General features: G+C 63.4%; 16 protein-coding genes. 11 read left to right on the top strand and 5 right to left on the bottom strand.

The annotated features are described in order from the left end of the window. Nucleotides 1–32: 32 nt before the first annotated feature. Nucleotides 33–230 carry a hypothetical protein gene (locus AC0L28_RS31755; protein ID WP_023803672.1) on the top strand — a complete coding sequence of 66 codons (198 nt, stop codon included), beginning with the start codon at nucleotides 33–35 and terminating at the stop codon, nucleotides 228–230. A gap of 304 nt (nucleotides 231–534) precedes the next feature. Then, a complete protein-coding gene (cysK, locus tag AC0L28_RS31750) occupies nucleotides 535–1,515 on the top strand; it encodes a cysteine synthase A (protein ID WP_023803671.1) in 981 nt (326 codons plus the stop codon). A 343-nt stretch (nucleotides 1,516–1,858) separates the two neighbouring features. Here cysK and AC0L28_RS31745 read toward each other — a convergent pair whose 3' ends face one another. Continuing rightward, nucleotides 1,859–3,109, bottom strand: coding sequence for an RNA polymerase sigma factor (locus tag AC0L28_RS31745; protein ID WP_128169298.1), 1,251 nt, complete (start codon nucleotides 3,107–3,109; stop codon nucleotides 1,859–1,861). Beyond that, a complete protein-coding gene (locus AC0L28_RS31740; protein ID WP_027155901.1) occupies nucleotides 3,109–3,462 on the bottom strand; it encodes a YciI family protein in 354 nt (117 codons plus the stop codon). Before AC0L28_RS31740 ends, AC0L28_RS31745 begins: the two co-directional genes overlap by 1 nt. Nucleotides 3,463–3,705: 243 nt before the next feature. Between AC0L28_RS31740 and AC0L28_RS31735 the strand changes: the two genes are divergently transcribed. From AC0L28_RS31735 to AC0L28_RS31725, 3 genes are all read left to right on the top strand, one after another. After that, nucleotides 3,706–4,665: a TAXI family TRAP transporter solute-binding subunit gene (locus tag AC0L28_RS31735; protein ID WP_128169299.1), complete on the top strand. Its 960-nt coding sequence runs from the start codon at nucleotides 3,706–3,708 to the stop codon at nucleotides 4,663–4,665. Nucleotides 4,666–4,827: 162 nt separating this feature from the next. Continuing rightward, complete coding sequence (locus tag AC0L28_RS31730; RefSeq protein ID WP_473482323.1) at nucleotides 4,828–6,930, top strand: TRAP transporter permease; 2,103 nt, start codon at nucleotides 4,828–4,830, stop codon at nucleotides 6,928–6,930. Continuing rightward, entirely contained in the window at nucleotides 6,927–7,289 is a 363-nt protein-coding gene (locus AC0L28_RS31725; protein WP_031255764.1) for a DUF1850 domain-containing protein, read from the top strand. Before AC0L28_RS31730 ends, AC0L28_RS31725 begins: the two co-directional genes overlap by 4 nt. A 113-nt stretch (nucleotides 7,290–7,402) precedes the next feature. Here AC0L28_RS31725 and AC0L28_RS31720 read toward each other — a convergent pair whose 3' ends face one another. Continuing rightward, nucleotides 7,403–8,398 carry a nucleoside recognition domain-containing protein gene (locus AC0L28_RS31720; RefSeq protein ID WP_128173936.1) on the bottom strand — a complete coding sequence of 332 codons (996 nt, stop codon included), beginning with the start codon at nucleotides 8,396–8,398 and terminating at the stop codon, nucleotides 7,403–7,405. Nucleotides 8,399–8,517: 119 nt separating this feature from the next. Between AC0L28_RS31720 and AC0L28_RS31715 the strand changes: the two genes are divergently transcribed. Beyond that, nucleotides 8,518–8,970, top strand: coding sequence for an Lrp/AsnC family transcriptional regulator (locus AC0L28_RS31715; RefSeq protein ID WP_287237775.1), 453 nt, complete (start codon nucleotides 8,518–8,520; stop codon nucleotides 8,968–8,970). Nucleotides 8,971–9,264: 294 nt separating this feature from the next. On the opposite strand, the gene AC0L28_RS31710 is transcribed toward AC0L28_RS31715, so the two are convergent. After that, complete coding sequence (locus AC0L28_RS31710) at nucleotides 9,265–9,411, bottom strand: hypothetical protein (RefSeq protein WP_023801394.1); 147 nt, start codon at nucleotides 9,409–9,411, stop codon at nucleotides 9,265–9,267. Nucleotides 9,412–9,831: 420 nt separating this feature from the next. Here AC0L28_RS31710 and AC0L28_RS31705 point away from each other — a divergent pair, with 420 nt between their 5' ends. Together AC0L28_RS31705 and ligD are read left to right on the top strand one after the other, a co-directional pair. Then, the gene (locus AC0L28_RS31705; RefSeq protein WP_023801395.1) at nucleotides 9,832–10,338 is read left to right on the top strand and encodes a YciE/YciF ferroxidase family protein; all 507 of its coding nucleotides are present in this window, start codon (nucleotides 9,832–9,834) and stop codon (nucleotides 10,336–10,338) included. Nucleotides 10,339–10,460: 122 nt separating this feature from the next. Then, on the top strand, nucleotides 10,461–11,420 hold the full coding sequence (ligD, locus tag AC0L28_RS31700; protein WP_473482320.1) for a non-homologous end-joining DNA ligase: 960 nt from the start codon (nucleotides 10,461–10,463) through the stop codon (nucleotides 11,418–11,420). A 3-nt stretch (nucleotides 11,421–11,423) separates the two neighbouring features. Here ligD and AC0L28_RS31695 read toward each other — a convergent pair whose 3' ends face one another. Beyond that, complete coding sequence (locus tag AC0L28_RS31695) at nucleotides 11,424–12,098, bottom strand: ArsR/SmtB family transcription factor (protein WP_023801396.1); 675 nt, start codon at nucleotides 12,096–12,098, stop codon at nucleotides 11,424–11,426. A 68-nt stretch (nucleotides 12,099–12,166) separates the two neighbouring features. On the opposite strand from AC0L28_RS31695, the gene AC0L28_RS31690 reads away from it, so the two are divergent. The 3 genes from AC0L28_RS31690 (at nucleotide 12,167) to AC0L28_RS31680 (ending at nucleotide 13,165) form a co-directional block, all read left to right on the top strand. Then, nucleotides 12,167–12,394: a DUF1127 domain-containing protein gene (locus tag AC0L28_RS31690; protein WP_023801397.1), complete on the top strand. Its 228-nt coding sequence runs from the start codon at nucleotides 12,167–12,169 to the stop codon at nucleotides 12,392–12,394. Nucleotides 12,395–12,491: 97 nt separating this feature from the next. Beyond that, nucleotides 12,492–12,824: an NIPSNAP family protein gene (locus AC0L28_RS31685; RefSeq protein ID WP_473482318.1), complete on the top strand. Its 333-nt coding sequence runs from the start codon at nucleotides 12,492–12,494 to the stop codon at nucleotides 12,822–12,824. After that, on the top strand, nucleotides 12,821–13,165 hold the full coding sequence (locus AC0L28_RS31680; RefSeq protein ID WP_023801399.1) for an antibiotic biosynthesis monooxygenase family protein: 345 nt from the start codon (nucleotides 12,821–12,823) through the stop codon (nucleotides 13,163–13,165). The genes AC0L28_RS31685 and AC0L28_RS31680 overlap by 4 nt, the downstream gene beginning before the upstream one ends. Nucleotides 13,166–13,298 lie beyond the last annotated feature (133 nt).

Here is a 13,298-nt window from a genome sequence, read left to right as displayed (position 1 = left end):
GACACGCTTAAGGGAACCTCAAGGAGAAAAAAATGGCGCTGGAATCATTCAAGGCTCAGATCAGCCTGTTGCTCGAGCAGATGATCAACCAGCCCGAGGATCAGCATGAAGTGCAGGAGCAGTTGCGCGAAAAGCTGGGGGAGATGCGCGCCATGGGCCTGCCGCTGCCGGCCGATCTCGTCGCGCTGGAAAAGCGCCTCGACGACGATTTCTACGCCGCCGGGAACTGAGCCCGAAAGGTGCAAGGACGGCTAGCCGACCGGCGAGCATGAGGATCTCGTGACCGGCTTCGTCGTCTCCGGCGACGCGGTCTGGGCCGACCGGCAAGTGATGCGGTGCCCCGAGGGCGGCGGCGGTTGCATCTGGCCGTCACCTGCGGGCGAGGATGTATTCAGCATGCGACCCCGTCGGATATTTTCAAACGGCAGACTAGCTTGCGCGGCCGAAGGCTTTATCCTGCCTGGTCGAGACTTAGTTGCCTGACTCACTTGATTGCCTGACCCTTGCCCATCTGACCTCTTGGGAGCGAAACCAATGAACAAGCCCGCCACCACCGTGCCTGTGCCCGGCCGCGGCCGCATCTACAATTCGATCACCGAGACGATCGGCGACACGCCGCTGGTGCGGCTCGACAAGTTCGCCGGGGAAAAGGGCGTCGTCGCCAATCTGCTGGCCAAGCTCGAATTCTTCAACCCGATCGGCTCGGTCAAGGATCGCATCGGCGTCTCGATGATCGAGGCGCTGGAGGCATCGGGCAGGATTGCGCCCGGCAGGACCACGCTGATCGAGCCAACCTCGGGCAACACCGGCATCGCGCTCGCCTTCGCCGCCGCCGCCAAGGGCTACAAGCTGATCCTGACCATGCCGGAAACCATGTCGGTCGAACGCCGCAAGATGCTGGCGCTGCTCGGCGCCGAACTGGTGCTGACCGAAGGGCCGAAAGGCATGAAAGGCGCCATCGCCAAGGCCGACGAACTGGCCGCGACGCTGCCCGACGCCATCATTCCGCAGCAGTTCGAGAATCCCGCCAATCCGGAAATTCACCGCCGCACCACTGCCGAGGAAATCTGGAACGACACTCATGGCGAAGTCGACATCTTCGTCGCCGGCATCGGCACCGGCGGCACCATCACCGGCGTCGGCCAGGTGCTGAAGCAGCGCAAGCCCTCCGTGCATGTCGTCGCCGTCGAGCCGGAAGCCTCGCCGGTGCTGTCGGGCGGCCAGCCCGGCCCGCACAAGATCCAGGGCATCGGCGCCGGCTTCGCGCCGAAGATCCTCGACACGACCATTTATGACGAGATCGTCAAGGTCTCCAACGAGGATTCGGTCGCCAATGCGCGGCTCGTCGCCCGCCTCGAAGGCGTGCCGGTCGGCATCTCGTCGGGCGCTGCCCTGCAGGCGGCGATCGTCGTCGGCTCGCGGCCGGAGAATGAGGGCAAGAACCTAGTGGTCGTTATTCCGTCCTTCGCCGAACGCTATCTGTCGACGATCCTGTTCGAAGGGCTGGGGGCTTAGGGCATATTGGTATTTGTGCCGGCCTGCGGTTGCGGTTTCCCGCGCCTCCGTAGCGCCCCGCCAATTGTCGAAGCCGCCGCCGCCCCTCACCTGCCTGCCGGCATCCGCACCCCGTAAATGGGGCGAGGGGGGCGCTCTCATTGACGGGTTCGCCAATCGCCAGCGTTGCAGAAAAAAGTGCCGACACCGCGACCAGCCTCTTTCTCCCCGTTTACGGGGAGAAATGCCCGGTCCACCCTCCGCAGCTGCTGCGGAGGACGGGCAGGGCAATGAGGGGCGGCACCAGCGGTCGGCCTTAGATCCCAAACATCGGATCATGTCTGACCCCGGCCTTTCCCGGACCTCATTCTTCGGCTGCGAGCCCAGCCCGTCGTGCCTGCAGGAACCGGCGCACGGCCGGGTCGCGTTCGAGGCCGATCGCCCTGTTATAGGCCTCGGTAGCCTCCCGAGTTTTGCCGAGCCTGGCCAGAAGGCCCGCGCGGGCGGCCCAATAAGGCTGATAATCATGTAACCGTTTGTCGTCGCCAAGCTCATCAAGTGCACTCAATCCCGCCGCGGCGCCGTCGGCCTCGGCAAGGGTCACCGCGCGGTTGATCGAGACCACCGGCGAGCCGGCAATCACAGACAGCGCATCATAGAGCTGCTTGATCGCGGCCCAGTCGGTCCGGCCGGTCAGCCGCCTTGTCGTATGGGCGGATTGCACGGCTGCCTCGAGCTGATAGCGGCCGACGACGCGCTTGGCCGCGGCGTGCTTCAGCAATGTCTCCGCTTCGTCAATCAACGCGCCGTCCCACAGCCCAAGCTCCTGCTCGGCCAATGGCACATAGTCCCCGGCGGCGTTGCGCCGCGCCGCACGCCGCGCCTCGGCAAACAGCATCAGCGCCAGCAGGCCAAGCGCTTCCGGCTCATCCGGCATCAGCGAGGCTACCAGCCGGCCGAGCCAGATGCCTTCGGTCGCGAGATTGCGGCGGCGGGTTTCGGTGCCGGCCGGGTCGGACCAGCCTTCGGCGAACGCGGCGTAGATCGCTTCCAGCACCGCATCCAGCCGCTCGCCAAGCTCTGCCCGCTCCGGCACGCGGAACGGAATGCCGGTCTCGCGGATGCGGCTTTTGGCGCGCACCAGGCGCTGGCCCATCGTTGCCGGCGATACCAGGAAGGCCGAGGCGATCGTCGCTGCGTCGAAGCCCAGAATGGCCTGCAGGATCAGCGGCGCGCGCACGCCAGCCTCGATCGCCGGATGGGCACAGGCAAACATCAGTCGCAGCCGCTCATCGGGCAGGTCTTCATCGATCATGCGGGCCTCGATCTCCTCGGCGATCAGCCTGAGATGGTCGCGGCTCGCCTCGCTGGTCAGCCGCCGCCGGATCGCGTCGACGCGGCGTCTGCACGCCACCGCCAGCAGCCAGGCTTCTGGCTTCTGCGGCACGCCGGTCTGCGGCCAGCGCTCCAGCGCCGCCACAAAGGCGTCGGCCAGCACGTCCTCGGCGCCGGCCACGTCGCGCGTGCGGGCGGCGAGGAAGGCGATGAGCTTGCCGTAGCTTTGCCGGGCGGCCGCTTCCGCCGCCGCCCGGGCGACCTCCAGGTCATTCGTCATCACATGGTTTGTTCCCAGATCGGCCGCACCTCGACTGTGCCGGTGCTGGCAGCTGGGCATCGCGCCGCCCAGGCAATAGCCGCGTCGGCGTCCTCCGCCTCGATCATGTAGAAACCGGCGAGCTGCTCCTTGGTATCGGCATAGGGACCGTCGAGCACGTTGGTCTTGCCGTTGGCCATCCGTACCGAGGTCGCGGCTTGGGTCGGCTTCAGCCGGTCACCGGCCAACCAGGAGCCGGACTTCTTCAACGCCTCGGTATAGGCGCCATAGGCTGCGCTGATCTCGTACGTCTTCTCCGTCGGCGCGGCCGCCATCGCGGCTTCGTTCACGTAGATCAAAAGCATGTATCGCATGGTCTTCTCCATTTTCGAAGGCCGCATCCGTTGCGAGCCGAACGTATGTCGCGCGGCCTCGCGCGATTTCGACAGGCTCTGCGAAAATCTTTCGGCTCCGATCGCACATCGCGCAAGCGGCTATGCGTTGCGGCATCACTCAGCCGTTCGTCTAATGGATATTATTGCGGGTTGGCATTTCCCGCCCGCTGTCTAAACTCGCCTCGGGTCGCGCGGTGGCAGATATTTCAGGGAGGAGATCACATGCACAATTTCAGGACGAAATTTATTGCTGCCGGCGCGCTGGCGCTGTCGCTGGGTCTTGGCGCGGTGTCGGCCATGGCGCAGGAATTCATCAACGTGCTGACCGGCGGCACCTCGGGCGTCTATTATCCGCTCGGCGTCGCACTGTCGGAAATCTACGGCAAGGGCATTGAGGGCGCCCGCACCCAGGTGCAGGCGACGAAGGCCTCGGTCGAGAACCTCAACCTGTTGCAGCAGGGCAAGGGCGAGATCGCCTTCGCGCTCGGCGATGCCGTCAAACTGGCGGCCGAGGGCAACACCGAGGCCGGTTTCCCGGGCAAGCTCGACAAGCTGCGCGGTGTCGCCGCCATCTATCCCAACTATATCCAGATCGTTGCCAGCAAGGAATCCGGCATCAAGACGCTTGCCGACCTCAAGGGCAAGAGCCTGTCGGTCGGCGCGCCGGCCTCCGGCACCGAGCTCAACGCCCGCGCCATCTTCGCCGCCGCCGGGCTGAAATACGAGGATCTCGGACGGGTCGAGTATCTGCCCTTCGCCGAATCGGTCGAGCTAATCAAGAACCGCCAGCTCGACGCCACGCTGCAATCGGCCGGCCTCGGCGTCGCCTCGATCCGCGACCTCGCCACTTCGGTGCCGATCAACGTCGTCGCCGTACCGGCGCAGGACGTCGCCAAGATCGGCTCGCCCTATCTTTCGGTGACCATTCCCAAGGGCACCTATGAAGGCCAGACCGAGGACGTCGCGACCGCCGCCGTCGGCAATTTCCTCATCACCCACGCCGACGTCTCCGACGAGACCGGCTATCAGATGACCAAGCTGCTGTTCGAAAATCTCGACCAGCTCACTGCTGCCCACGCCGCCGCCAAGGCGATCGACATGGCCAAGGCGCTCGACGGCATGCCGGTGCCGCTGCATCCCGGTGCCGAGCGGTATTACAAGGAAAAGGGATTGGTGAAATAGGGGTGCTCCCTCCCCCTTGAGGGGAGGCTGCCGAGCGAAGCGAGGCGGGTGGGGTCGGTTCAGGCCGCGCACTGCCGCAACGACCCCACCCGTCCATCCGCCTTCGGCGGCTGTCCACCCTCCCCTCAAGGGGGAGGGATTGCGCCCGCCAGGAACCCGCCAATGACCGACGCCCATCCCGAAACGCCGACCGTTCTTTCCCCCACCGCCGAAGCCCCGCTCGAAGGGCTGCCGCCGGGTTTCGGCGACGGCTTCGCCGGCAAGGCCGCCTTTCTCATCGCCATCGCCTTCTCCGTCTTCCAGATCTACATCGCCGCCTATGGCAGCCTGCCGAGCCAGGTGGTGCGCGCCATGCATGTCGGCTTCTTGCTGCTGCTCGGCTTTGGCCTGATCGCCAATCTGCGCGCCACAAGCACACCGGCGAAAGCAGCATTCTGGACGCTCGGCCTGCTCGGCTTTGGCACCGGCCTCTACAATTGGGTGTTCTATGCCGATCTCATCCGGCGCTCTGGCTTCCTCAACACACCGGACCTGATCGTCGGCACGGTGCTGGTTGTGCTGGTCTTCGAGGCCGCGCGGCGGCTGATGGGGCTGCCGCTTTCCCTGATCGCCTTGATCTTTTTCGCCTACGCTTCCTTCGGCAATCACCTGCCGCCGCCCTTCATCCATCGCGGCTATGATTTCGCCCAGCTTATCGACACCTTCGCCTTTGGCACCGAAGGCATATACGGCACGCCGGTCTACGTCTCGGCCGCCTATATCTTCATCTTCGTCGTCTTCGCCGCCTTTCTCGAGCGCGCCGGCATGATCGCGCTGTTCAACGACTTCGCGCTTGGCCTGGTCGGCACATGGCGCGGCGGACCGGCCCAGGTCTGCGTTCTGTCCTCGGCGCTGATGGGCACCATTTCCGGCTCCGGCGTCGCCAATGTGGTGGCCAGCGGCCAGTTCACCATCCCGCTGATGAAGCGCTTCGGCTTCCGTTCGGCTTTCGCCGGTGCGGTCGAGGCGACCTCGTCGATGGGCGGCCAGATCATGCCGCCGGTGATGGGCGCGGTCGCCTTCATCATGGCCGAGACGCTGAACATCCCCTATGCCGAGGTGGTCAAGGCAGCGATCATCCCGGCGCTGCTCTATTTCGGTGCCTGCTTCTGGCAGGTGTACCTGGAAGCCGGCAAGGCCGGCCTGCAGGGCATGGCCAAGGCGGACCTGCCCAATCCGTGGCACGCGGTGAGAAGACATTGGCCGCTGGTGCTGCCGCTGGCCGCGCTCATTTATCTGCTGTTTGCCGGCTATACGCCGATCTTCGCCGGCACCATGGGGCTGGCGCTGACCATCGTGCTCATCCTCGGCACGCCGCTGGCGGCTTTGATCGGGCCGCTTGCCTTCCGCATCGTCTTTTGGCTGGCGCTGGGGCTTGCCGCCGCCTCCTTCATGAGGTTCGGCGTCAACATCCTCAGTTTTGTCATCGCCGGGCTCGTCATCGCCTGCGTCACCTTCAGGGGCGGACGCGAGACGCTGCAGATATGCATAGATTCGCTAGCCGAGGGAGCAAAGAACGCGCTGCCGGTCGGCATCGCCTGCGCCATCGTCGGCGTCGTCATCGGCACCTTGACGCTCACCGGCATCGCCTCCACCTTCATCGGCTGGATCATCTCCATCGGCGAGAACAATCTGTTCCTGTCGCTGGTGCTGACCATGCTCACCTGCCTGGTGCTCGGCATGGGCATACCGACGATCCCCAACTACATCATCACCTCGTCGCTGGCCGGGCCGGCACTGCTGTCACTCGGCGTGCCGCTGGTGGTCAGCCACATGTTCGTCTTCTATTTCGGCATTATGGCCGACCTCACTCCGCCGGTGGCGCTGGCCGCCTTCGCCGCCGCGCCGATGGCCAAGGAGAGCGGCCTCAAGATCGGCATCCAGGCCACCAAACTTGCCGTCGCCGGCTTCGTCGTGCCGTTCATGGCGGTCTACACCCCGGCGCTGATGCTGCAGGACCCCGGTCCGATCGCCGCCCAGTTCGGTTATCCCGTCGAGGTCGCCTATATCGTCGCCAAGGCCTGCATGGGCATTGCCCTGTGGGGCGCAGCCGCCGTCGGGTTCCTGGCCCGGCGCATGGCCTGGTGGGAACGTCTCGTCGCCTTCGCCGCCGGCGTGCTGCTGGTTGCCGCACTGCCTGTCACCGACGAAGCCGGGTGGGCACTCTCTGTCGCCTGGATCGGCTGGCACTGCTGGCGGGCGCGGCAGGCCACCGGCACCGCATGAGCCTCTGTATCCTCGCAGCCGGCAAGACGGTGACGCTCACTGTCGCCGCCTTCACGCTCGCCTGGACGCATTCGGTGGAAAAGACGCATTGGCAGGAGGACTGGAAGGTGACGCCTTCCGGCTTGGAGATCGCCGAGGCACGGATCAAGGGCTCGGGCGCCGGCATGGAACCGCCGGAAGGCTCGGTGCTGCGGGACGGTTGGTGGGTCTATAAACCCAAGATGGCGCCGCAGCGGCGCCTTGTGCTCGCGGCCTCCGGCGCGACCGGTGAAGGCTGGACGCTGTGCACGGTTCAGGGCTGCCGCGAACTGGGCAAGGCGGCAGGCGACACGACGGTGCTGGAGCTGTGCGAAGGTTAGTACCAGCCGCGGTAGCGGACGGTCGGCAAGCGGGTGCGGGACCTCGTCCTCCAGGGCGTTGTCGGATGTCGAGTTCCGGGCACAGCGACCTAAGCGGACCAAACGCTCCATCGTTAGCCGCCAAAACCGGATTCCGACTGAGCGAGCCGACTTTCTTCCTTGCGGAAGAATGCTTTGAAAAACAGAATGTCGGAAGCCGACCTGATTGCCCGGGCGATCAACGCGGTTGCGAGCACGGCAAAGATCAGGCGAACGAAAAACACACTGGTGAAGTCTGCACCCAGAGCGATGACAACCAGCGTGTCCTCTATGAGACTGTGGGCAAAGCCCATGAACACGCAAGCGAGGAAGATCTGGCGCGGGTCTACGCTGGTCGTGCGCGCCTCGCGGATCAGCAGTCCCGCGCCATAGGAAATTCCAAGAAACAGACCGACCGCAGTGAACGGCACCGCTTGTGACTGGATGCCGGCAAGGCGAAACAGCGGTGAAAGCCCGTTGTTCAGCCAACCCAGGATGCCCGACATCTTGAGTAGCTCGATCAGCCAGCTTAGTGCGAGGAGGATGACGAGCATGGTTGCCAGGGTTTTGAGCATGCCTGGAAAAAAACTGCTCCAATCAGTGCCTTCGACCATTGGTATCCACGCCGGCTTCAGCGGCTCGGATAGCCATCCGGTTGCTGCGAATATCTGGTGCAGGAGCATGGCAAGGATCAGTCCGCCGCCAATGCGAAGTGCTGCAGTGACCACGAAGCTTGGCCCAACCTTCTGAATGATGCGTTGTTCAATCGGAATGGCATGCGCAAATAGCAAAAGGGTTGAAAGAACGGTCATGTCGGCAGTGCTCAACGTCGAAACCGGGGCCAGAGTGAACACGGTCACCACCGCGCCCCAAATTCCCACCAGCAATCCCGTTAGCCAGGCAAGAGCGAGCTCGGGCGGCAGTCCAACCAGCGTCATGAGAGGCGCGAAGAACGGAGAGATCGCCCGGATGACACCAAGATCCTGCAGGATCTGTGTGGCTATCGTGACCGGAACGATAATCCGAACCAATTCCCAATAGATTTCAAGCGTTTCCAGCGTCTTTCGATAGAGGGCGGTCTGCACTGCCATGGCGATTGTCTCCGTGATTGACGCCAAATGTCTACCGTGAGACGGTTCGCATTTGTGGTCAAAATTTGCGGACTTGTGCAATAAAATTGCAGACCGGTAGACGACGACGGAGGACCGCAATGGACCGGATCGACAGGAAGCTTCTCAAGCTTTTGCAAGAAGACGCTTCGCGAACCAATGCCGACCTGGCGGCGGAGGTCGGGCTTTCACCCTCCAGCTGCTTGCGCCGCATACGGCGGCTCAAGTCAGTCGGTGTCATCGACCGCGTTGTCGCGCTTCTTGATCCGGCCAAGGCCGGCAGGGGGATGAAGGCTATCGTCACGGTCGAACTGGAGCGCCACGGCGAGCAGCACATGCGCCGCTTCCTCGAGCTTGCCGCCATGGAACCAGTGGTGGTCCAGGCCTACAGCGTGAGCGGCTCGACCGACGCTGTCCTTATGCTGCGTCTGATGGATATGGACGAGTTCGACACATTGTGCGAGCGGCTGTTCCGAGATCGGACGAATGTGGCGCGGTATTACACCATGTTTGTGATTCGAACCGCCAAGGAGACGACCGCAATCCCGCTCTAGCTTTTCGGAGGCAACTCGGCGGAAGGGATCTTGCAGCTACTGGGCGGTCACGCGAGTCCCGGCTGCCTGGTGTCAAACGGCACTTAGCTTGCCGGCGGCGAGATATAAGCCCCAGAATCTCGAAGCCCAGAATCTCGAAGCCCCAGATTCTCAAAATTCTGGAAACTCAGACCCTTGGCGTTGTCGCACGCCGCCTGTCGGCGAGCCCAGGACGTTCCGTGCGATAGGTGGTCGCACGATGATCGGCGGCCGGCCTGCAGATCCGGCTATCGTGACGGCTTTCCATGGTCGTCATCAGTGCGCGCTGATGCCGAGCGTGTGGCCGCGGCGTGCGCAAGCGGGGCCTGGGCCGCGCATGTAATAGCGCTCCGGCCGGTAGGTCGGCGCGACGAATTCGCGGATGGCAGCAGCGTAGCCGATGAGGTGCGTCAAGAAGTTCATTTTCCCTGTCCCTGTCCCGATTTCGGATGTCCCTTCCGAATTGCGTGGGATCATAGCGTCGAGGCGTGAATACTCGGTGAACACGATGTTAATCTTTGGTCAAAAAGGCCTTGGTTCGTGGCTGGAATGCGGCTGATTCGGGGTCTTTCCATGCAGTTCGTCGGCATTCCGGCTAGTGTGACTTTTGCATCACATATGTTTCGTTTGGATGTCGCTCCGACGCGCTTGTGTTTCAACTTTGGCCGGTGCCGCGAAATTTCCGTGTTTGCGCAAATTTCCCTGATTACTCGGGAAAGCCAGGAACCCGTCCGATAGAAGCACGTTGACGCTGAGAGCCGGGACCAACTCCGGCCCAGCGGCTTCCGAGCGGAACCGCCGCCGGAACCCCCAACACAGCAAGAACAATGGAAAGGCAAAGCCATGGGTTTCTTTTCGAAAGACATCAAGACGCTGGACGACCTCTTCGTCCACACGCTGCGCGACATCTATTACGCCGAGAAACAGATCGAGAAGTCGCTGCCGAAGATGATCGACAAGGCGACCGACCCGCAGCTGAAAGCCGGCCTTGAAAAGCATCTCGGCCAGACCAAAGGTCATATCGAGCGCGTCGAGAAGGTGTTCGAACTGCATGGTGTGAAGGCCAAGACGGTCAACTGTCCAGCCATCGACGGCATTCTCGAGGAAGCCGATGAAGTCAGCGGCGACATCGACGACAAGGACGTTCTCGACGCCGCCCTGATCGCATCCGCTCAGGCGGTCGAGCACTACGAGATAACCCGCTACGGCACGTTGATCTCCTGGGCCAAGCAGCTTGGCCGCACCGACTGCGCCAATGTCCTGGCCAACAACATCAAGGAAGAGCAGGCGACCGACCGCAAGCTCACCGAGATTGCGGAAGCCAAGGTCAACCTTCAGGCCGCCGAGTAGAAGCTCGATCGAGGCAACGCCGGACAACCGGCTTTGCCTCACTTTCCGTAGCTGGGCTTCGACCGTACAATGGGCCACGCTCGTTCCAGGGATTGCGCGAGGACAAACCGGCGGAGGAAGTCGTGCAGGAAAAGCCGAAAGCACCCGCTGGCAGGGCCGCCAGCAAGGCAAAGCCTGCCAGCGGCAAGGGCGAGACATCCGCCGCTGTCAAATCCACGGAGGCGGCAGACACCGTCATAAAACTTTCTCACCCGGACAAGCTTCTGTGGCCGCAGGAGAAGATATCGAAGCAGGGCCTGCTCGATCATTACGCTTTGGTCTGGCCGCGCATGCTACAATTCGTCGTCAATCGGCCGCTCAGCCTGGTGCGGGCACCGGACGGCGTCAGTGGCCAACGCTTTTTTCAGAAGCATGCCTCCGCGGGCATGCATGACAAGATCGCCAAGATGAAGGATCCGACCGACGGCGAGGAGATCCTGTTCATCCGCGATTTCGACGGTGTCGCTGCCTTGGTCCAGCTCGGCGTGGTCGAGATCCATATCTGGGGCTGCACCATCGACGAACTGGACAAGCCGGACCAGATCATCTTCGATCTCGATCCCGACGAAGGCGTCGACGTGAAAGCGGTGCGCGCGGCGGCGCTCGAAATTCACGGCCGGCTCGATGCACTGTCATTGCCGAATTTCGTCAAGACCTCGGGCGGCAAGGGCTACCATGTCGTCGTGCCGCTGAAACCGTCGGCGGATTGGGATGAGGTGAAGGACTTCGCCCATGATTTCGCCCGTGCCCTCGAGCAGGCCGCCCCTGATCGGTATACAGCGACGCTGTCGAAGAAGGCGCGCACCGGCAAGATCTTCGTCGACTACCTGCGCAACGGCCGCGGCTCGACCACGGTGGCCCCCTATTCGTCGCGCGCCAAGAAGGGCGCCACGGCATCGATGCCGGCGATTTGGGCCGAGGTCGAGGCCGGGTTGGCGCCGAACGCATTTCCGATCGGCGACAAGACGACGCTGAAACAGTTGGCGAAAGCCGATCCCTGGGCGGATTTTTTCAAGCAGGGCAAGCCGCTCAAGCGCGGCTGACAATCAAGCGAGAAACACCCTCTCGAAGGCCTGCTTGCCCATCGGCGAGAAGATTACCGCGCGGCTGTCCTTCTCGCGCCGCGCCCATTTTTCCAGAAGGATCTTATCGAGGATGGCAGCGCCCAGCGTGCCGGCCAGATGCGAGCGCCGCACGCTCCAGTCGAGGCAAGCCCGGCATACCGGTCGTCGCGCCTTGCTCTCGACATCGATGCCGATCGCGGCAAAATGCGAGGCGGCCGACGGCCCGAGCCGGATCTCCTTATCGTCGCGCAGGAGCACTTGTCGAGCGACTAGACGGTCCAGCATCGCCACGGCCTGCTCGCCGGCGAGATGGTCGTAGCAGACCCGCGCCACGCGCATCGCCGCATCGCGCGGACCCGGCCGCACCCGCTGCGGTCCGACCGCGGCGGCGACGCCGGTGATCGCCTCGATCATGCCAGCCACCTGCGGCCCGGCGAGCCCGTAGTAGCGATGCCGCCCCTGGCTCGCCAGCGTCAGCAGCCCGCCTTCCATCAGTTTCGACAGATGCGAGCTGGCGGTCGGCAGCGACACGCCGGCCTCGAGCGCCAGTTCGCTCGCTGTCAGCGCCGTGCCACCCATCAGTGCGGTCAGCATGTTTGCCCGCGCCGGATCGCCGACCAGGCTGGCGATGCGGGCTATATCTGGTCCTTCACGCATAGTTCGTCCTTCATCGAAGCATGGGCGTCAGATAACCACTATCCTGCGCTGAGATCAAGGAGATGACGATGACCGCAAGAACCGCTTCCCACACCGTGCCTGTCAGCCGCTTCGGCCGGCGGCCGTCTCCGTTCATGATCTTGCGCCGGGCGCATCTGCGGCTGCTGGCGCGGTGGTATGACCGCCATCTGCAACGCCTCGACCTCGCCGAGATTGACGAGCATCTTTTGCGCGATCTTGGCCTGACGCCACAAGACGTTCGCCGCGAATGCGCGAAATCATTCTGGCAAGCGTGATCAGCATGGAAAATTGCCTAGCACATAGAACCACAGAAGGTTTCGACACCGCTCGAACTGTCGCCGCAACAAATCAGATTCAGCAAGGAGACAAATGATGACCATCACCTGCTTCATCCGCTACGAGATCGACCCGTTCGGCAAGGCGGCGTTCGAGGAGTATGCCCGCAACTGGGGCCAGGCGATCCCGCGCTGCGGCGCCGATCTGATCGGCTATTTCGCGCCGCATGAGGGCTCGGCCACGACAGCCTATGCCGCCTATAACATCGACAGCCTGGCGGCTTACGAAGCCTACCGTATCAGGCTCGCCGCCGACCCGGCCGGCAAGGCAAATTACGAGTTCGCCCCGCGTGAAAAATTCATCCTGAAAGAGCATCGGACTTTTTTGAAACTCGCATCCGGGCCGCATGCCTCTCTGGTGAAACTGTGATCGCCGTCATCTTCGAGGTCGAGCCGGCAGCGGGCAAGCGCGACGCTTATCTCGGCCTCGCCGCCGACCTGCGCCCGCTGCTCGACGGCATCGACGGTTTTCTGTCGATCGAGCGCTTCCAGAGCCTTGTCGACCCGAGCCGCATCCTGTCGCTGTCGTTCTGGCGTGACGAGGAAGCGGTGAAAGCCTGGCGCAACACGGAGGAACATAGGCAGGCGCAGAGGGCCGGCCGTGGCGGCATCTTTGCCGACTACCGTCTGCGCATCGCCCACGTCGTGCGCGACTATGGCCTGACCGAACGGGCCGAGGCGCCTGAGGACAGCCGGGCGGCGAACGGGTGAGTGGGGCGGCTCTTCCTTCTCCCCTTGTGGGAGAAGGTGTCGCCGAAGGCGACGGATGAGCAACCGTGCTTCAAACGGAAGCCGGATTCCAGGGTTTGTTGGTGCGCACCATAGCGTTGAGGGTTGTGATGAG

The organism is Mesorhizobium sp. WSM4847 (assembly GCF_055811335.1).
The sequence above is the reverse complement of the archived record's forward strand: the minus strand, read 5'-3'. Positions and strand labels throughout refer to the sequence as shown.

Excerpts from the sequence above, each read along its gene's own strand:
- AC0L28_RS31730 (WP_473482323.1), top strand. The coding sequence starts at position 4,828 with ATGACCGACGCCCATCCCGAAACGCCGACCGTTCTTTCCCCCACCGCC.
- AC0L28_RS31745 (WP_128169298.1), bottom strand. The coding sequence starts at position 3,109 with ATGACGAATGACCTGGAGGTCGCCCGGGCGGCGGCGGAAGCGGCCGCC.
- AC0L28_RS31690 (WP_023801397.1), top strand. The coding sequence starts at position 12,167 with ATGACCGCAAGAACCGCTTCCCACACCGTGCCTGTCAGCCGCTTCGGC.
- AC0L28_RS31715 (WP_287237775.1), top strand. The coding sequence starts at position 8,518 with ATGGACCGGATCGACAGGAAGCTTCTCAAGCTTTTGCAAGAAGACGCT.
- AC0L28_RS31695 (WP_023801396.1), bottom strand. The coding sequence starts at position 12,098 with ATGCGTGAAGGACCAGATATAGCCCGCATCGCCAGCCTGGTCGGCGAT.
- cysK (WP_023803671.1), top strand. The coding sequence starts at position 535 with ATGAACAAGCCCGCCACCACCGTGCCTGTGCCCGGCCGCGGCCGCATC.
- AC0L28_RS31755 (WP_023803672.1), top strand. The coding sequence starts at position 33 with ATGGCGCTGGAATCATTCAAGGCTCAGATCAGCCTGTTGCTCGAGCAG.
- AC0L28_RS31740 (WP_027155901.1), bottom strand. The coding sequence starts at position 3,462 with ATGCGATACATGCTTTTGATCTACGTGAACGAAGCCGCGATGGCGGCC.
- AC0L28_RS31685 (WP_473482318.1), top strand. The coding sequence starts at position 12,492 with ATGACCATCACCTGCTTCATCCGCTACGAGATCGACCCGTTCGGCAAG.
- AC0L28_RS31735 (WP_128169299.1), top strand. The coding sequence starts at position 3,706 with ATGCACAATTTCAGGACGAAATTTATTGCTGCCGGCGCGCTGGCGCTG.
- AC0L28_RS31710 (WP_023801394.1), bottom strand. The coding sequence starts at position 9,411 with ATGAACTTCTTGACGCACCTCATCGGCTACGCTGCTGCCATCCGCGAA.
- AC0L28_RS31705 (WP_023801395.1), top strand. The coding sequence starts at position 9,832 with ATGGGTTTCTTTTCGAAAGACATCAAGACGCTGGACGACCTCTTCGTC.
- AC0L28_RS31725 (WP_031255764.1), top strand. The coding sequence starts at position 6,927 with ATGAGCCTCTGTATCCTCGCAGCCGGCAAGACGGTGACGCTCACTGTC.
- AC0L28_RS31720 (WP_128173936.1), bottom strand. The coding sequence starts at position 8,398 with ATGGCAGTGCAGACCGCCCTCTATCGAAAGACGCTGGAAACGCTTGAA.